18 protein-coding genes and 1 pseudogene are annotated in these 16596 nt (G+C 71.0%); 6 read left to right on the top strand and 13 right to left on the bottom strand.

Annotated elements, in window-relative coordinates; translation table 11 throughout:
* The 6 genes and pseudogenes from ABZS54_RS26725 to ABZS54_RS26700 form a co-directional block, all read right to left on the bottom strand.
* Nucleotides 1–358 (bottom strand): annotated as a pseudogene (locus ABZS54_RS26725) (hypothetical protein); the annotation flags it as partial.
* Nucleotides 355–1716 (bottom strand): HD-GYP domain-containing protein, encoded by a 1362-nt coding sequence (locus ABZS54_RS26720; RefSeq protein WP_355541118.1) that lies wholly within the window; start codon nt 1714–1716, stop codon nt 355–357. The gene ABZS54_RS26720 and the pseudogene ABZS54_RS26725, both read right to left, overlap by 4 nt.
* Nucleotides 1717–1845: 129 nt before the next feature.
* A complete protein-coding gene (gene rsrA, locus ABZS54_RS26715) occupies nt 1846–2166 on the bottom strand; it encodes a mycothiol system anti-sigma-R factor (RefSeq protein ID WP_020557295.1) in 321 nt (106 codons plus the stop codon).
* A complete protein-coding gene (locus ABZS54_RS26710; protein ID WP_063744985.1) occupies nt 2163–2798 on the bottom strand; it encodes a sigma-70 family RNA polymerase sigma factor in 636 nt (211 codons plus the stop codon). Before ABZS54_RS26710 ends, rsrA begins: the two co-directional genes overlap by 4 nt.
* Before the next feature lie 148 nt (nt 2799–2946).
* Nucleotides 2947–3561: an alpha/beta family hydrolase gene (locus ABZS54_RS26705; RefSeq protein ID WP_355541124.1), complete on the bottom strand. Its 615-nt coding sequence runs from the start codon at nt 3559–3561 to the stop codon at nt 2947–2949.
* A gap of 127 nt (nt 3562–3688) precedes the next feature.
* A complete protein-coding gene (locus tag ABZS54_RS26700; RefSeq protein ID WP_355541115.1) occupies nt 3689–4459 on the bottom strand; it encodes an SOS response-associated peptidase in 771 nt (256 codons plus the stop codon).
* Nucleotides 4460–4529: 70 nt separating this feature from the next.
* Between ABZS54_RS26700 and aroA the strand changes: the two genes are divergently transcribed.
* Together aroA and rsgA are read left to right on the top strand one after the other, a co-directional pair.
* On the top strand, nt 4530–5807 hold the full coding sequence (gene aroA, locus ABZS54_RS26695; protein WP_355541121.1) for a 3-phosphoshikimate 1-carboxyvinyltransferase: 1278 nt from the start codon (nt 4530–4532) through the stop codon (nt 5805–5807).
* 13 nt (nt 5808–5820) lie between these two features.
* Complete coding sequence (gene rsgA, locus ABZS54_RS26690; RefSeq protein WP_355541112.1) at nt 5821–6873, top strand: ribosome small subunit-dependent GTPase A; 1053 nt, start codon at nt 5821–5823, stop codon at nt 6871–6873.
* Nucleotides 6874–6892: 19 nt separating this feature from the next.
* On the opposite strand, the gene ABZS54_RS26685 is transcribed toward rsgA, so the two are convergent.
* Complete coding sequence (locus tag ABZS54_RS26685) at nt 6893–7408, bottom strand: DUF2231 domain-containing protein (protein WP_355541109.1); 516 nt, start codon at nt 7406–7408, stop codon at nt 6893–6895.
* Between the two features lie 233 nt (nt 7409–7641).
* Here ABZS54_RS26685 and ABZS54_RS26680 point away from each other — a divergent pair, with 233 nt between their 5' ends.
* Nucleotides 7642–8418, top strand: coding sequence for a DUF4097 family beta strand repeat-containing protein (locus ABZS54_RS26680; RefSeq protein WP_355541106.1), 777 nt, complete (start codon nt 7642–7644; stop codon nt 8416–8418).
* A gap of 32 nt (nt 8419–8450) precedes the next feature.
* On the opposite strand, the gene ABZS54_RS26675 is transcribed toward ABZS54_RS26680, so the two are convergent.
* The 4 genes from ABZS54_RS26675 to ABZS54_RS26660 all read right to left on the bottom strand — a co-directional run bounded on the left by ABZS54_RS26675 (nt 8451) and on the right by ABZS54_RS26660 (nt 11577).
* Complete coding sequence (locus ABZS54_RS26675) at nt 8451–8996, bottom strand: DUF2087 domain-containing protein (protein ID WP_355541103.1); 546 nt, start codon at nt 8994–8996, stop codon at nt 8451–8453.
* A 73-nt stretch (nt 8997–9069) separates the two neighbouring features.
* A complete protein-coding gene (locus ABZS54_RS26670) occupies nt 9070–9759 on the bottom strand; it encodes an HAD family hydrolase (RefSeq protein ID WP_355541100.1) in 690 nt (229 codons plus the stop codon).
* Nucleotides 9760–9847: 88 nt separating this feature from the next.
* Nucleotides 9848–10957 carry a ferritin-like domain-containing protein gene (locus ABZS54_RS26665; RefSeq protein WP_355541097.1) on the bottom strand — a complete coding sequence of 370 codons (1110 nt, stop codon included), beginning with the start codon at nt 10955–10957 and terminating at the stop codon, nt 9848–9850.
* Between the two features lie 104 nt (nt 10958–11061).
* The gene (locus tag ABZS54_RS26660; RefSeq protein ID WP_355541094.1) at nt 11062–11577 is read right to left on the bottom strand and encodes a hypothetical protein; all 516 of its coding nucleotides are present in this window, start codon (nt 11575–11577) and stop codon (nt 11062–11064) included.
* 194 nt (nt 11578–11771) lie between these two features.
* On the opposite strand from ABZS54_RS26660, the gene hisN reads away from it, so the two are divergent.
* Nucleotides 11772–12569, top strand: coding sequence for a histidinol-phosphatase (gene hisN, locus ABZS54_RS26655; protein ID WP_355541091.1), 798 nt, complete (start codon nt 11772–11774; stop codon nt 12567–12569).
* A gap of 229 nt (nt 12570–12798) precedes the next feature.
* Nucleotides 12799–13200, top strand: a complete 402-nt coding sequence (locus ABZS54_RS26650) for a CBS domain-containing protein (RefSeq protein ID WP_355541088.1) — start codon at nt 12799–12801, stop codon at nt 13198–13200.
* Nucleotides 13201–13291: 91 nt separating this feature from the next.
* Here ABZS54_RS26650 and ABZS54_RS26645 read toward each other — a convergent pair whose 3' ends face one another.
* Nucleotides 13292–14749, bottom strand: a complete 1458-nt coding sequence (locus ABZS54_RS26645) for a catalase (RefSeq protein WP_355541085.1) — start codon at nt 14747–14749, stop codon at nt 13292–13294.
* A 123-nt stretch (nt 14750–14872) separates the two neighbouring features.
* On the opposite strand from ABZS54_RS26645, the gene ABZS54_RS26640 reads away from it, so the two are divergent.
* Nucleotides 14873–15292, top strand: coding sequence for a Fur family transcriptional regulator (locus tag ABZS54_RS26640; RefSeq protein WP_355541082.1), 420 nt, complete (start codon nt 14873–14875; stop codon nt 15290–15292).
* A gap of 15 nt (nt 15293–15307) precedes the next feature.
* Here the strand turns inward: ABZS54_RS26640 and ABZS54_RS26635 are convergent, their stop codons facing one another.
* Nucleotides 15308–16318, bottom strand: coding sequence for a hypothetical protein (locus ABZS54_RS26635; RefSeq protein ID WP_355541079.1), 1011 nt, complete (start codon nt 16316–16318; stop codon nt 15308–15310).
* Nucleotides 16319–16596: the final 278 nt, after the last annotated feature.

Raw genomic sequence — 16596 nt, 5'->3', positions numbered from 1 at the left:
CGACGTGCGGCAGGGTGCCCGCGAGCAGCGCGACACCGACCACCGCGACCACTTGGAGCACGCCGTGCCGTGACACCGTCCCGTGCACATCCGCGAGCAGCGCGTAGGCAAGGGCGCCGGCCGCGCCCAGCGGAGCGGTCTCCCGGTCGCCGGGCAGCGTCACCCGGGCCGTCTCGCCGACGGCGATCACCGCGCCGAACACGAGGGCGTAGGAGGGCTGCACCACGCCCTGGGCCGCGGTGGCGGCCACCGCGGCCGCCGCGGCGAGCGCGCCCAGCACGAGCACGGCGGTTCCGGCGTACGCGCGCGACCGAGTGGCCGGCGCGCCCGGTTCGGCCCGGGTCCCGGTCACCGTCACGGCCCGCCGCCGACCTGCTCACGGGCCACCGAGTGGGTGTCGGTCCGCGACTGTCCACGCGGCGCGGGCACCCGGTCGCGTACGTCGCCCTCGCCCTCCCGTACCTCGGCCTCCGGCCAGCCGTGTCGATCCAGCGCCTGCCCGAGCGCCTCGACCATCCGCGGGTCGAACTGGGTGCCGCTGCACCGACGCAGCTCGGCCATCGCCGCGTCGGCGCCGCGTGCGGGTCGATACGAGCGGGTCGAGGTCATCGAGTCGAACGCGTCCGCGACCGCGATCACCCGGGCGAACTCGGGGATCTCGGCACCGGCGAGCCCCGCCGGATAGCCGCGCCCGTCCATGCGCTCGTGGTGGTGCAGGATGCCCGCGTGCGCCTCGCCGAGAAAGGTCAGGCCGGCCACCATCTCGGCCCCGCTGACCGGGTGTCGCTGCATCTCGCGCAGTTCCTCCGCGTCCAGCCGGGCCGGCTTGGTCAGCACCCGGGTGGACACGCTCAGCTTGCCGACGTCGTGCAGGACGCCCGCGTAGCGCAGCCGGACCACGCGGTCCTCGCGCATGCCCAGCCGGCGGGCGATCAACACCGAGGCACGGGCCACCCGTTCGCTGTGCCCCCGGGTGTAGCCGTCCTTGATCTCCACCGCCCGCACCAGGGTGCGTACGGTCGCCTCGTGTGCGGCCTGCTCCTGCACCTGCTGGGCATAGGCCCAAAACGCCACGTACAACGGGAGCAGCATCAACACGGCCGCGAACACGCCCAGTCGCTGCTGCCACAGCACGGCCGTCATCAGCCCGATCGGCACCGAGCCCAGCCGCCAACCGGCCGACCGCACGAACACCTCGCGCAGCACCGGCAGTGGGGCGGCGCCCTGGGTCGCGGCGCGAAACGCGGCGTCGAGCAGGCCGCTCACCACGTACAGGGCCAGCCCCGCCGCGGCCGTGGGCAACAGCCCGGCGGGCAGCTCCGACGCGGTCGGGTACCGCGTCCCGTGCAGGAGCTCGTAGACCCGGGAGGCGACCGCGACGGCCGGCACCAGGTGTGCGGCGTTGACCACGCGGGTGACCATGTCGGCGGTGCCCGCCCGGGCGATCAGCACGCCGGGCACCGCGATCGTCGCGGCGGGGCCCGCGGGCAGCAACAGCACCGCCGCGCACACCAACGGAAAAAGCGCCCCGTCGGGGGCGCCGCACAGGCCGGTGAGTCGGGCTCGGGCCACCACCCCGAAGGCGATGAACAACACCGCCGGCGCGCCCAGTCGATCGATGTCCACGCCGGACCACGGCAGCAGGATCAGCGCGGGCACGGACCCGCCCACCACGATCCCGGCGTGGATCCGGGCGCTCGGCGGCAGCGTGCGCATGCGACTCCTCGGCTGGTCGCTCGGACCACCGAGAATAGGCCGCACCACGAACGGCCGAAGGGCGCATGCCCGGTTTATCCCGGCCATGCGCCCCTGTTTTAGCTCGTTCGGGTCAGCGGCCCGATCGGGTCAGGCGCGACCCGGGCGCTCTATCTCGACCACGCTCTCCTCGACCGAGACCCGCTGCGCGTCCACCTCGACACGCACCAGTTTGATCCGCTCCAGCACCTTGTTGCGCAGCTCCGAGGGGACCTCGTCGCGCCCGCAGCAGCGGTGCACCAGTTCCTTCACCTGTTGCTCGAGGCCGTACTTGTCCAGGCACGGCGAGCACTCGTCGAGGTGCGTGCGGATGCTGGTGCAGTCCGCGTCCGCCAGCTCGTTGTCGATGTACTCGTACAGGTGCCCGAGGATCTCGGAGCAGTCCACCTCGTGGTGGTCACCGCAGCTCATGAGTCCGAGCCTTTCCGGTCGGTGCCTGCGGGGACGAGGCCGCGCTCGCGTGCGTAGTCGGCCAGCAGATCGCGAAGCTGGCGCCGCCCGCGGTGCAGGCGCGACATCACGGTCCCGATGGGAGTACCCATGATGTCCGCGATCTCCTTGTACGCGAAGCCCTCGACGTCGGCGAGGTACACCGCGATCCGAAACTCCTCCGGGATGGCCTGCAGGGCCGTCTTCACATCGGAGTCGGGCAGGTGGTCGAGAGCCTGCGCCTCGGCCGAGCGCAGTCCGGTGGACATGTGCGACTCGGCACGATGCAGCTGCCAGTCCTCGATCTCCTCCGCATGCGATTCCAGCGGCTGTCGCTGCTTCTTGCGGTAGGAGTTGATGAAGGTGTTGGTCAGGATGCGGTACAACCAGGCCTTGAGGTTGGTGCCCTCTTTGAACTGGTGGAACGACGCGTACGCCTTGGCGAACGTCTCCTGGACCAAGTCCTCGGCATCCGCCGGGTTGCGGGTCATCCGCAGCGCCGCCGAATACAACTGATCGAGGAACGGCAGGGCGTCCCGCTCGAACCGCGCGTCTTGCTGCTCCAAGGTCTCCGGTACGAGACCCACCTCCTTCAAGCCAGGAGTCGACGATATCGCCCGAGGCTGATCGGTGCCCGCACCCCACTCGGGCCAGGCGAGAAACGGTGCCTCGTTTCGGACAACCGAACCGGCGGCCTTGAGCATGGGAGCGACCTCCACTCGTCGACGCTTGACAGTTGGGGGAACACGCCGTCGACACGGATCATTCCCGTGCGCTCGCGGCCACCAGCCAATCGCCGACACCCGCTGTGATCAGGGCCAATGCCGCTTCCTGGGTGATCCCGGCGCGTTTGGGAACGGCGAATCCGTGGTCCGCGAACGGCACCGGGAGCACGGTCGGACCATCCACGGGAAACTCGTTCGGCCCACCGAACGTGTCGCGCTCACCCTGGACGACCAGGGTTGGCACGCCGGCGCCGAGCAGTTCAGCCAAGCGCGAACGCTCCGGCCGTCCGGGTGGATGCAGCGGGAAGGCCAGCGCGATCACACCCGCCACTTCCGTCTCACCCGCGGTGCGACACGCGACCCGGGCGCCCGCGCTGCGACCGGACCCGAACACCGGCAGGCGCTCGGCGGCGTTGCGCCGGTCGATCTCGGCGAGCACCGGGAGCCAGCCCGCGTCCAGGGTCTTGGGCGCGGGGGCGAGTCGCCGACCGGCCACCCGCCAGGGCTGCTCGACCAGGGCGATGTGGATGCCGCGCGCGGGCAGCGCCACGGCGAGCGCGGCCAGGTCGCGCGCCTCGATCCCGCCACCCGCGCCGTGGCTCGCCACGAACCACGCCCGGGCGGGCACCGTCGTCGCACGCCGCAGGGTCACCCGCGCGGCGCCGACCGGCGTCGCCACCTCGAACACCTCGGGCGCCCCGACGTCGGCGCCCGGCCCGCCTTCGGCGCCCGAGCCGGTCGCCGCGCCAGGGACGGTCGGGTCGACCGGGTCGACCCGGTCAGAAGAGCGTCGCGTCAACGGTGACCTCGTCCTGGGGGATCGCTTCGAGCAGGTGCGGCGCGTTGTTGCGGACGTTGTTGACGTCCGTCGAGACCGGGCGTGCCGTCATGAATCCGGTGGGTGGTGGCACCAGCAGCCCGCGTATCTCCCCCGGCTCGGTCCACGCCGGGTCCAGCCACTCGTCCCACTTGTCCCGGGTCAGCACCAGCGGCATCCGATGGTGGATCCGGGCCAGCTCGGGATCGGCGTCCAGGGTGAGGATCGTGCAGGTCCACAGCCAGCCGAGCGGGTCGTCGTCGGCCCTGCTGCGATCGCGCCACCATTCGTACAGCCCGGCGAAGGCCACCTCGGCGCCGTCCGCCGCGTGGATCCAGTACGGCTGCTTGCGCGAGGCGCCCTTGGGGCCGTCCGGCGCGGTCTCGGGGGTGTGCCACTCGAAGTAGCCGTCGGCCGGCAGCAGGCACCGCCGAGCGGCGAACGCCTTGCGATAGGCCGGCTTCTCGTGCACGGTCTCGGACCGCGCGTTGATCATCTTGGCACCCATGCCGGGATCCTTGGCCCAGGACGGCACCAGGCCCCACTTGACCGGGCGCAGCTGCCGGGCGGGCGCGCCGCCGGACTCGACCGGGCGTTCCAGGACCGCGTAGACCTGCTTGGTCGGCGCGATGTTCCAGTCGGGTGGGAGCTCGTCCGCAGGGTCGAACCGATCGACCTCGAAGATCTCCACGAGGTCATCGGGGCTCTTGCTGGACGCATACCGGCCACACATGGCGTCCAGGGTGCCACGTACGGAAAGCGAATCGGGGACGGGGCGGCGAACGGACTAGGCTTGCCCCGTGATGTCTGCGTTGTGGTCTGCCCCTGTCGCCTCCGCTCCCGTGACCGCCACCGTCGAGGTGCCCGGATCCAAGTCGGTGACCAACCGCGCCCTCGTGTTGGCCGCGCTGGCCGACGGCCCAGGCTATGTCCGCCGCCCGCTGCGCAGCCGCGACTCGCTGCTGATGGTGGCCGGCCTGCGCGCGCTCGGCGTGGTGATCGAGGACCGCGGCGAGGACTGGTACGTGCTGCCCGGCCGGCTGACCGGCCCCGCGACCGTGGACTGCGGCAACGCGGGCACGGTGATGCGCTTCCTGCCGCCGGTGTCCGCGCTCGCCGACGGACCGGTGCGCTTCGACGGCGACCCGCGCTCGTACGAGCGCCCGCTGGACGGCGTGATCAACGCGCTGCGTGACCTGGGCACCCGGATCGACGACGAGGGCGAGGCCCGGCTGCCGATGACCGTGCTCGGCGGCGGCGGGGTCGAGGGCGGCGTGGTGCACATCGACGCCTCCTCCTCGTCGCAATTCGTCAGCGCGCTGTTGCTGTCCGGCCCGCGCTTCAACCTCGGGGTCGAGGTCCGGCACACCGGCACTTCGGTGCCGTCGATGACGCACATCGCGATGACCGTGGACATGCTTCGCGCGGCCGGAGCCAGGGTGGACGACGCCGAACCCAACGTGTGGCGGGTCGCCCCGGGCGCGCTGCTCGGCCGCGACATGGTGGTCGAGCCGGACCTGTCCAACGCCGGCCCGTTCCTGGCCGCCGCGCTGGTCACCGGCGGTTCGGTGACCGTGCGCGACTGGCCGGAGCACACTACGCAGCCCGGTGACCGGCTGCGCTCGATCTTCACCGCGATGGGCGGCACGTGCACGCTCACCTCGGCGGGCCTGACCCTGACCGGCGGCACCGCGGTGCACGGCGTCGAGGCCGACCTGCACGACGTCGGCGAGCTGACCCCGGTGATCGCGGCGGTCGCGGCACTGGCCGACGGCCCCAGCCGGCTGACCGGCGTGGCCCACCTGCGACTGCACGAGACCGATCGGCTGGCCGCGCTGGTCAAGGAGATCAACGATCTCGGCGGCGACGTGAACGAGATCGAGGACGGCCTGGAGATCCGGCCGCGTCCGCTGCACGGCGGGGTGTTCCACACCTACGACGACCACCGGCTGGCCACCGCAGCCGCCGTACTGGGCCTGCTGGTCCCGGGCGTGGAAGTGGAGAACGTGGAAACCACCGCGAAGACCCTGCCCGACTTCACCGGCCTGTGGACGCGCATGCTGACCGCGCGACGCGGCTGAGGGGCCCGGGACGATGGCGGGACTCGGCTCCAACCGACGCAGGGACCTGGACGAGGACGACATCCGGATCCGTCCGGGCAAGCGTGGTTCGCGTCCGCGCACCCGGACCCGGCCCAAGCACGAGGACGCCCGCGAGGGCCGCGTGCTGACCGTCGACCGCGGCCGGTACACGTGCCTGCTGGAGGACGAGGACGCGCCGGACCGCTCGATCACCGCGATGAAGGCCCGTGAACTGGGCCGCAAGGGCGTCGTGGTCGGCGACCGGGTCGCCATCGTCGGCGACCTCAGCGGCGGGGACGGCTCGCTGGCCCGGATCGTCCGGGTCGAGGAACGCCGCAGCACACTGCGCCGCACCGCGGACGACGACGACCCGTACGAGCGGATCATCGTGGCCAACGCCGACCAGCTCGCGATCGTCACCGCACTGGCCGACCCCGAGCCGCGCCCGCGCCTGATCGACCGCTGCCTGGTCGCCGCCTACGACGCGGGCCTGGAACCGCTGCTCGTGTTGACCAAGGCCGATCTCGCTTCTCCCGACGACCTGTTGGAGATGTACGGCGCACTCGGTGTCGAGTACGTGGTCACCAGGAGCGAGTCGAACTGGGACCTGAATCCGATCCGCGCGCGCCTGGCCGGCAAGGTCACCGTCTTCGTCGGACACAGCGGCGTCGGCAAGACCACCCTGGTCAACGAGTTGGTGCCGGACCACCAGCGCGCGGTCGGCCACGTCAACGAGGTGACCGGGCGCGGCCGGCACACCACCACGTCGGCGCTGACCCTGCGGCTGCCCCCCTTCGAGGACGAGGTCGAGCCCGACCTGGATCAGGGCTGGGTCGTGGACACCCCGGGGGTGCGCTCGTTCGGCCTCAACCACGTCGACCTCAGCCGGGTGATCAACGCCTTCCCCGACCTCGCGGCAGGCACCGAGGACTGTCCGCGCGCGTGTTCGCACGACGAACGGGACTGCGCACTCGACGCGTGGGTCGAGGCCGGACACGCCGAGCCGGCCCGGCTGTACTCGCTGCGTCGGCTGCTGAGCACCCGCGAGCGCGACGAGGGCGACTGACGTCCGACGCCGCTTCGGGTCAACGCGGTGCCGCGAGGCTGTTGTCTACCGTGCCCTGCCAGACCGCCTTGGATCCGGATTCCCCCACCCGCACCACCTGGACGACCGCGAACACCGCGGCCACCACGGTCAGCACGGCCACGATCGGCACCACGATCGGCGGTATCGTCCGCGGCCTGAAGGTCGCGGCGGCCCGGTGCCGGGCGACCAGCATCAGCACCAGCGTGATGCCGAACAGGCCGAGCGCGTACCAGAGCATGTCCGCGCCCCGGTCCACGTGTGTCTGCACCGCGGCGGTCCGTTGGCCCTCGCTGAGCCGGTCCAGCCGGGCGAGCAGCTTCTCGCCGCTCTCCTTCGCGACGAAGACGGTCAGCACGGCGGCGGCGTCCAGCCCGACCACCCACCACCCGGCGCGCAGCAGCCAGGGGCGGCGGGCCGCCACGAGCACGCTCGCGATCGCCGCCGCCGGCACGATGACCACCGCCAAGTGCACGACCAGGACGTGGAGGGGCAGGCCGGAGACGGTGTCGAACATGTAGCGGCTCTCCTAAGCAGTCGGGGCCCGAGGGGGGAAGCACGACCCTCGCACAGAGCAACGGCTCACACAGTGCCCGGGTTCAGTGCGTGCCGAACACCTGCGCCACTCGACGGTCACGGTCCGCTCGGGGGGACAGCCCTACCCCGGGTTCGGGTGACCGCCGGATGCCGCCCCCGGGTCGGCCGCTCATACAGTTGGGCAGCTTCGGATCACCTGTCGGGGAGAGTGTCATGAAAAGGCCGCTACGAACGTCACTGATCTGCTTCGGTGGGGTGTTCGCCGTCGGAGGGATCCTGCTGACGGCGTGGACCGGGATCACCCTGCTCTCCGCCCACGACGTGCACACCACGAAGGTCTTCACCCTCGGCTCCGGCAACCTGGTCATCGACACCGACGACGGCGGGATCACCCTCGAACGGGGTGAGCCCGGAAAGATCACCGTGGAACGGCGGATCACCGACAGCATCAACGGTCCCACCCCGAGCTGGACCCTGGAGGGCGACCGGCTCAAGCTGCGGCTGAACTGCCCCAGCTTCCTGGGCGTCAGCTGCGGCGGGTCGTACAAGGTCAAGGTCCCGCTCGACGTCCCGCTGAAGGTCTCCGCGAACAACGGCTCGATCAACGCGAGCGGGCTGCGCCAGGACATGCAGTTCACCACCGACAACGGGCACATCGGCATCGACGACAGCGCCGGCAATCTGACCCTGAGCACCGACAACGGCGGCATCGGCGTGTCCCGGGTGAGCGCCGACCGGGTCTTCGTGCAAACGGACAACGGCGGCGTCCGACTGCGCTTCGACACGGCGCCCACGAACGTGCAGGTGCGCACCGACAACGGTGGGGTCCGGATCAGCGTGCCGGACGACGAGAACACCTATCGGGTGGACAACTGGACCGAGAACGGTGGTGTACGCGACCACATCGGCAACGACACGCGCTCGAACCGCGTGATCGACGTCCGCACGGGCAACGGCGGCATCGACCTGGATCGGGTCCCGATCCGCTAGCGCCGTGTCCGCGGGTCATCCCGGCGGGTCGTTCAGACCACGAACGACCCGCCCGTACGCCAGTACACCCCGCCCTCACGGCCGAGGAAGCCCTCGTCCACGAGGTGCCTGCGCAGAGCGGCGTGGTCGTCCATGAACCGGCGCAGCGTCTCCTCGATCTGGGCCTCGTCGTAGCGCACGCCGGGTTCGAAGTTGCCCGCGATGTGATCCAGCACGACCAGCCGCTTGGCCCGCTGTACCGGCAGTTGCCGGACCCGGCCCCGGGCGAGGTACGTGCGCAATACGGCGGCCTCGGCCGGGCCGCGGTCGGCGAACGCGTCGTCCGGCTCCTCGCCCATCCCGGCCGCGGCCTGGGCCAGCGCCTCGGGGCACGCATGCCAGCCGTCGCCGGCCCGCGCGGCCAGGCCGGCCGCCTCCAACCGGGCCAGCACCTTGATCGCGTCCCGCAGCGGCAACCCAGCGCGATCGGCGATCTCGGAGCTGAGGTGGGCCTCCAGAACCAGCGCGGCGAACACCTTCAATCGGGCGTCGTCGGCGAGGAGACGGAGCAGTTCCGCAGGTTCGTCGGCCGGACCCATGGCTCAAGGGTAGAACTTTCACCCCCGTCGGGGACGCGTTGCCGACCAGGATCACCCGGATGCCCGCGCGATCTCAGTCGCCGCGGACACCCAGCTCGTCGATGTGCGCCAGCAGGTCGCCCGGCTCGTCGTAGACCCGGAAGGCGTGCGCGCGTTCGAGTTCGTCCGCGCCGTAGCCGCCGGAGAGCAGCCCCACACCCAGCGAACCCGCCCGGCGCGCGGCCAGCAGGTCCCAGATGCTGTCCCCGACCACGACGCACTGCGCCGGATCCACCCCGAGCTTGGCCGCGCCGGCCAAGAACAGGTCGGGATCCGGCTTGGCCCGGGCGACCTCGTCGCGGGTGACCATCGCCAGGTCGGCGGGGGCGCCGAGCTTGGCCAGCATCGGCTCGGCGCCGGCCCGGCGCCCACTGGTGGCGATGGTCCACGGGATGCCCACCCTGGTGAGATGGCGCAGCAGTTCCGGGGCGCCGGGCAGCGGTTCCACGAACGGCACCCGGGCGGCGTAGTTGCGCCCGTGCGCGTCGGTCAGCGCCTCCACCTGCTCGGGCGACAGGTCGATGCCCGTCTCCCGCTGGATGCCCTTGACGAACAACCCGCCGCTCATCCCGACCTTGCGGTGGATCCGCCACATCGCCAGGTCGATACCGGCCTCGCTGAGCGCCTCCTGCCACGACATGACGTGGTGGTAGACGCTGTCGACGAGGGTTCCGTCGAGGTCGAAGACGAAAGCGGGCGGACGGGAACGTACAAGATCGCTCATGCCGAAAATCTAGCCCGTTCCCGCGCGTGCGGCCTTCCCGTGCCGGATCCCGGATGCCGCGTCGAGGCACGCCGTGGCCGGCCCGTGGTCATCCGTCCGAGCCCAGTTCCACCATGTCGGTGACCTCGGCGGCCCGGGCCCGTTCCTCCGCGCGGATGCGCCGGTCCCGGTCCAGCTTTTCGGCCTGGTCCTCGTCGTCGCGCATCATGTGCTCGACGTCGCTATCGCCCATGTCCAGCACGCCCATCTCGGCGAAGGTGGTGCGCACCTTCGGTCCCCACAGGCCGATGTCCTTGATGCACGGGACAATCCGGCTGAACAACAACCGGCGGAACTCGCGCAGGTATTCGGAGTTCTCGGTGGCCTCGCGCGCCTCGACCTTGTCGATCTGGAAGTTCTCCCACACCTCCTCGTCGCGCAGCCGGTCACGCATCAGATAGCACCCCTCGACCACGAACTCCTCGCGCTCGCCGCGCTCGGCATCGGTCAGCTCGCGGTAGTAGTCGCGCAGCGCCATCCGCCCGAAGGCCACGTGCCGGGCTTCGTCCTGCATCACGTAGGCCAGGATCTGCTTGGGCAGCGCGACGGTGGTCAGGTCGCGCAACATCCCGAAGGCGGCCAGTGCCAATCCCTCGATCAGCACCTGCATGCCCAGGTAGGGCATGTCCCAGCGGGCATCCGACAGCGTGTCGTCGAGCAGCGACTTCAGGCTCGGGTTTATCGGGTAGTACAGGCCGACCTTGTCCTTGAGAAAGCGCGCGTACACCTCGGCGTGCCGGGCCTCGTCCATCACCTGGGTGGCCGCGTAGAACTTCGCGTCCAGGTCGGGCACCGACTCGGCGATCCGCGCGCTGCAGATCAGCGCGCCCTGTTCGCCGTGCAGGAACTGGCTGAACTGCCAGGCGATGGCGTGCCGACCGAGTTCGTCGCGCTCGCGCTGCGACATCAGGTTCCAACTGCGCGTGCCGTACAACGTGTGCAGTTCCTCGGGCATGCCCAGCGGGTTCGTCGGGTCCACCGGCAGATCCCACTCGATCCGCCGGGCGGCGTCCCACTGCTTGTCCTTGCCCTTGGCGTACAGGGCCAGGAGCCGGTCCCGGCCCTCGTCGTACTCCCAGTTGAACCGGGCCGCCCCCGACGCGGGGACCTCCCAGACGGTCATGTCGGCGGGCAGCGCGTACAAGTCGTGCGTCGACACGGGCGTTCTCCTCGCGAGAGACGTGTGACGTGCGGTCGGCGGTAGCCGTGTACCCGATGTCCTACGCCCTCGTCGCGCCCACCGGAACCCCTGCGGGGCATCGATTACCAGCGAGTAGCCTGCTCCGTCCGCGACGTGCCCTTGGTCGCCGCGCCCTTGGATGCGGTCGTGCTCGCGCCCGGCGGTGTGCCCGGTTCGGCCGGCGTCGACCCGCTGGTCCTGGCCTGCGCCGGGATGGCCGCGGGCCCGGTCGGGGCACCCAGCCGGCTGCGCAGCCGCTGCCTGCGTCGACCCAGCGATCGGGTCGCGGCGGGACTGGCCTTGCGCACCTCCTCGGGCAGCGCGAACCACGCCTCCACGACGGCGAGCGCCTGGGGCCGCTCACCGGCCCGCTCCAGCAGGTCGGCGGCGCGCTCGTAGGTCCACGCGGTGCGCATCTCGGCCCCGACGCCGTGCAACAGGGTGCCCAGCTCGCGCAGTTCCTCACGATCGAAACGATCCGCGAGCGGAGTTCCCTCCAGCGTCCAACCGTCCAGACTTCGACGTGGTTGGACGAGACCGGGTCCCGGTACGGCCTCTTTGCCGTGTGTTGCCCTGCGCCCGACCCCGAACAGTGCCATCGCGGTCCCGCACCCCTTCCGCCATCGACTCGTACCCGTATCACGCGCACGACCGGTGAACGGTTGTCGACTGTCGCTGATCGCGCTTCCTCGTCTGCATAACGAGCGTACGAGGCGGCGGCGACGGCGCGTAAGTGTGTCCATGCGCGCGGGGCGCGCGGACACGTTCGCAAGGCGCCAGTACTGTTCGTGTCATGCCCGGCTATGACGACGATCTGCGCTTCGCCCACGTCCTCGCGGACGCCGCCGACGCGACCACCATGGACCGCTTCAAGGCACTCGACCTCCAGGTCGAGACGAAGCCTGACATGACTCCGGTCAGCGACGCGGACAAGGCCGCCGAGGAGATCATCCGGCACCAGCTCGGGCGCGGTCGCCCGCGCGACGCGGTGCTGGGCGAGGAGTTCGGCTCGACCGGCCACGGGCCCCGGCGCTGGGTGATCGACCCGATCGACGGCACCAAGAACTTCGTCCGGGGCGTCCCGGTGTGGGCGACGCTGATCGCGCTGATGGACGGCGACGAGTCGGTCATGGGCGTGGTCTCCGCGCCCGCCCTGGGCCGTCGCTGGTGGGCCGCCAAGGGTGCGGGTGCCTGGACCGGCCGCAGCCTGTCCCAGGCCTCGCGCTGCCGGGTGTCGAAGGTGGGCTCGATCGAGGACGCCTCGTTCGCGTACTCCAGCATGGGCGGTTGGGAGGAGCGCGGCCGGATGGACGACTTCCTGGACCTGACCCGGGCCTGCTGGCGCACCCGTGCCTATGGCGACTTCTGGTCGTACATGCTGGTCGCGGAGGGCGCGGTGGACATCTGCGCCGAGCCGGAGGTCAACCTGTGGGACCTCGCGCCGCTGTCGGTGATCGTCGAGGAGGCGGGCGGGCGGTTCACCTCGCTCGGCGGCGCACCCGGCCCGGCCGGCGGCACCGCGGCCGCGTCCAACGGTCTCCTGCACGACGAACTGCTGGACCGGCTCGGCGATCCGCATGGGCAGGTCTGACGGGTTTCCCGAACTTCCGGCGTTCTTCGCGGATTTCGACGGATTTCGAAGGGTTTCGACGAACTATCGGACCCTCGCCGGACTACTCCCTTCGAGTGAGTTGCCCGCTATACCTTCCGTTGACCTTCCCAGGCATGTGACCATGTGAAAACAGGGCTTGTGAACTTGTGAAATCTTTCCCGAGCGCACCCCCGCCCTGACATCCACGCCTTGACGGAGGTGGTGTCACATGCTCGTCCGCGACGGCATGAGCACGATCGTTTTGACCATCGGCCCGGCCCACACGCTCCGCGCCGCGGCGCGCCTGATGTCCGCCCGCCAGATCGGCGCGGCGGTGGTGATCGACCCGGACACGTCCGGTCTGGGCATTCTCACCGAGCGCGACATCCTGATGTCCATCGGCGCGGGCCAGAATCCCGACACCGAGTACGCCTGCGACCACCTCACCTCGAACGTGGTCTTCGCCACCCCGCTTTGGACGCTGGCGGACGCCGCGGCGGCCATGACGCGCGGCGGCTTCCGCCACCTGATCGTGCTCGACGACGGCGACGTGCTCGGCATCATCTCGGTCCGCGACATCGTGCGCTGCCAGATCCGGGAGGCACAACGCACCGAGGAACTGGTGAGCTGACCGAGGCCGCGACAGCGAGTGCCGGACATACAGAGCGCCGCCCGGTACCGATTCGCGGCTCAGGTACCGGGCGGCGGTTCCAGGGGGACCGTCAGGCGCGCAGGGCCTTCACGGCGGCTGCGATGCGGTCGCCGTAGTCCCGGTCGGCGGCCCGGAAGTGGCCGACGACACGGTCGATGATGTCGTCGCGGGAGACCTGGGCCAGGAAACCGGAGATGTTGGCCACCAGCCGGGCCTGCTCGTCCGCCGCCATCAGCCGGTACAGGTCGCCGGCCTGCACGTAGTCGTCGTCCTGAGCGTGCGCGGGGGCCTCGTGGGTCCCGGTGACGCCGGCCACCGCGGTCGACGCCCACAGCGGCACGCCGCTCTCGTACGGGCCACCGAAGCTGTTCGGCTCGTAGTTCTTGGCCCGACCGCCAGGATTGGTCGCCATGTGGCCGTCCCGCCCGTGGTTGTGGGCGACCGTGGCATGCGGCGCGTTGACCGGGAGCCGGGTGTGGTTGACGCCCACCCGGTAGCGGTGCGCGTCGGCGTAGGCGAACAGCCGGCCCTGGAGCATCTTGTCCGGGCTGGGACCGATGCCCGGCACGAAATTGGCCGGGTTGAACGCGGCCTGCTCGACGTCGGCGAACACGTTCTCCGGGTTGCGGTCCAGCACCAGCCGGCCGACCTCGATCAGCGGGTAGTCGGCGTGCGGCCACACCTTGGTCAGATCGAACGGGTTGAACCGGTAGGTCGCGGCCTCCGCGACCGGCATGATCTGCACCTTGAGCGTCCACGACGGCGCGGCGCCCGCGTCGATCGCGGTGAGCAGGTCGCGCTGGTGCGAGTCGGCGTCGGCACCCGCGAGGGCCGCCGCGGCCTCGGCGGTCAGGTTCCGGATGCCCTGGTCGGTCTTGAAGTGGTACTTGACCCAGAACGCCTCGCCCTCGGCGTTGACCCACTGGTAGGTGTGCGAGGAGAAGCCGTCCATGTGCCGGTACGACGCGGGGATGCCGCGGTCGCCGAACAGCCAGGTGACCTGGTGGATGGCCTCGGGTGAGTGCGACCAGAAGTCCCAGACGTTGTCCGCCTCCTGGCTGCCGGTGTACGGGTCGCGCTTCTGGGTGTGGATGAAGTCCGGGAACTTGAGTGGGTCCTTGATGAAGAACACCGGGGTGTTGTTGCCGACGAGGTCGTAATTGCCCTCCTCGGTATAGAACTTCACCGCGAATCCGCGCGGGTCGCGCACCGCGTCCGCCGAGCCGAGGTTGCCGGCGACGGTGGAGAAGCGGGTGAACACCTCGGTACGCCGGCCCGGCTCGGCGAGGAAGTGCGCCCTGGTGAACCGGGACACGTCCGCGGTGACCTCGAAGTAGCCGAACGCGCCCGAGCCGCGGGCATGCACCACGCGCTCCGGGATGCGCTCCCGGTTGAACCGGGCCAACTTCTCGATCAGGTACTGGTCCTGAAGCAGCAACGGCCCGCCGGGTCCCGCGGTCTGGCTGTTCTGGTTGTCGGCCACCGGTGCGCCGGATTCGGTGGTCAGCGTGTGCGGCTGCTGCGGCATGGTCTGCGTCTCCCCTGGCGTTGCTCGTGCTGTCGTCCGGCACTCAACCTAGAGCCAAGCTTGGACTTTGTCCAGAAGAATATTTAGACCAGATCCAATCCAGGTACATGTATCGTCGTGTACATGAGCGACCTTCTGGAACGACTGCGTGAGCGGGGATGGCGCCTGACCGCGCAGCGTCGCGTCGTGGCCGAGGTCCTGAACGGCGACCACGTACACCTGACCGCGGACGAGGTTCACGCGCGGGCGGGCAAGCGCCTGCCGGAGATCAGTCGGGCGACCGTCTACAACACGCTGAACGAACTCGTCACGCTCGGCGAGGTGCTGGAGGTGGGCACCGACGGGCGGGCGAAGCGGTACGACCCCAACGCCCGCACCGCGCACCAGCATCTGGTGTGCCGCGTGTGCGGGACGATCCGCGACGTCCATCCGGACTGCGACCCGATCGCCGGACTCGCCGAGGCGGAGCGCTTCGGCTTCGACGTCTCCGGCGTCGAGGTCACCTTCCGCGGTGTCTGCCCGGACTGCAGGAAACAGGGCTGAACCCGCGCCGACCCGTCACGAAGGCGTGGTCCGCCGGACCAGGTGGACCGCGCCCGCACGGGCCGCCCGGCGCAACGCGGACCGCTCGGCGTCCAGGTGTGCGTGCAGGATGTCCAAGTCCGCGTCCTCGCCACACTCGGCGAGCCCGAGCAGCATGCCCGGCGAGGGCCCGGTGCGCAGGAAGGCCCGGTAGGCGGCGGCCGGATCGGTACCACCGGCCTGCAGTCTGCGCCGGGCAGCGTCCCGCACTTTGGCCGAGCGGTCCGCCAACGCGCCCGCGAGTACGGCCGGTTCGATCCCGGCCGGCAACACTTCGACCGCCCGCTCGCGCACCCTGGGATCGGACACCCGCAGCAGCCGCAGCGCGACGTGGTGCCGGTCGCGACCGCGCAGCCGGGCCAGCAGGGCGTGCCCGGCGGCGGTCCGGCAGGCATGGTCCGAGTCCCGCAGCGCGATCGCCAACAGCGCGTCTTCGTCCAGCAGTTCCATGCCCAGGCGACGCACGCTCGGTTGCTCCTCGGCGGCCGGCGCGCGGCCTCGGGCTTCTTGGCGCGGCCCGGCGAGCAGCACCTCCCGATAGGCGTGCAACACGCCCTTGGACCGGGTCCGCCCGCGCAACGCGTCGAGCACGGGCACCACCGCCCGTACCTCGTCCGGCTCGTCGTGCCACCGCAGCGCGGCCAACGCCCGCTCGCGCACCGAGTCCACCCAGTCGTCGGTCCGCAGCGCCAGGAAGACCGAGGCCAGCGGCCCGGGTTCGGCCGCCAGCCGAACCACCGCCTCCTCACGCAGCCCGCCGTTCTCGTCCAGGCTCGTCACCGCCGCGGCCAGCGGATGCCGGCGGGTACGCAGCAGCACCCTGGCCGCAGCCGGGCCGCCGAGCGCCCCCGCAGCCGCCCGCGGCCGAGCGGCCCGATCCATTCGCACGAGCGTGGCGGCGGACAGCCCCATCACCCGCGCCGCGACCGCGTCCGCGTCACCGTCCCCGGCCTGCACCACGCCGCGCAGGTACGCGACCAACCGCACGGCCCCCTCCCGCGAACCGTCCTCGCCGGGCCACTCCCCCACGACAACGCCCTCGCCCCCGGCACCCCGCCCCTTCCACAACCGCCCGCCCCACGCCATCCGCCACCTCCATCCCCCCAAACCCTAACGAGCCCCCACACACCCACCACAGCCCCCAAGCCCACGCGCAGCCAAACCGGCCCGTCCGGCGCTTGAGGACACCCGACCAAGGCCACCCAGCCCGTCCGGCGCTTGAGGACACCCGACCAAGGCCACCCAGCCCGTCCGGCGCTTGAGGA

It is taken from the genome of Embleya sp. NPDC005575 (genome assembly GCF_040605455.1).
GTDB lineage: Bacteria > Actinomycetota > Actinomycetes > Streptomycetales > Streptomycetaceae > Embleya.
The sequence above is the reverse complement of the archived record's forward strand: the minus strand, read 5'-3'. Positions and strand labels throughout refer to the sequence as shown.

Coding starts and splice junctions, on each gene's coding strand:
- ABZS54_RS26720 (WP_355541118.1), bottom strand. CDS start 1,716: ATGCGCACGCTGCCGCCGAGCGCCCGGATCCACGCCGGGATCGTGGTG.
- ABZS54_RS26640 (WP_355541082.1), top strand. CDS start 14,873: ATGAGCGACCTTCTGGAACGACTGCGTGAGCGGGGATGGCGCCTGACC.
- rsgA (WP_355541112.1), top strand. CDS start 5,821: ATGGCGGGACTCGGCTCCAACCGACGCAGGGACCTGGACGAGGACGAC.
- ABZS54_RS26675 (WP_355541103.1), bottom strand. CDS start 8,996: ATGGGTCCGGCCGACGAACCTGCGGAACTGCTCCGTCTCCTCGCCGAC.
- ABZS54_RS26685 (WP_355541109.1), bottom strand. CDS start 7,408: ATGTTCGACACCGTCTCCGGCCTGCCCCTCCACGTCCTGGTCGTGCAC.
- ABZS54_RS26645 (WP_355541085.1), bottom strand. CDS start 14,749: ATGCCGCAGCAGCCGCACACGCTGACCACCGAATCCGGCGCACCGGTG.
- ABZS54_RS26700 (WP_355541115.1), bottom strand. CDS start 4,459: ATGTGTGGCCGGTATGCGTCCAGCAAGAGCCCCGATGACCTCGTGGAG.
- rsrA (WP_020557295.1), bottom strand. CDS start 2,166: ATGAGCTGCGGTGACCACCACGAGGTGGACTGCTCCGAGATCCTCGGG.
- aroA (WP_355541121.1), top strand. CDS start 4,530: ATGTCTGCGTTGTGGTCTGCCCCTGTCGCCTCCGCTCCCGTGACCGCC.
- hisN (WP_355541091.1), top strand. CDS start 11,772: ATGCCCGGCTATGACGACGATCTGCGCTTCGCCCACGTCCTCGCGGAC.
- ABZS54_RS26660 (WP_355541094.1), bottom strand. CDS start 11,577: ATGGCACTGTTCGGGGTCGGGCGCAGGGCAACACACGGCAAAGAGGCC.
- ABZS54_RS26670 (WP_355541100.1), bottom strand. CDS start 9,759: ATGAGCGATCTTGTACGTTCCCGTCCGCCCGCTTTCGTCTTCGACCTC.
- ABZS54_RS26650 (WP_355541088.1), top strand. CDS start 12,799: ATGCTCGTCCGCGACGGCATGAGCACGATCGTTTTGACCATCGGCCCG.
- ABZS54_RS26680 (WP_355541106.1), top strand. CDS start 7,642: ATGAAAAGGCCGCTACGAACGTCACTGATCTGCTTCGGTGGGGTGTTC.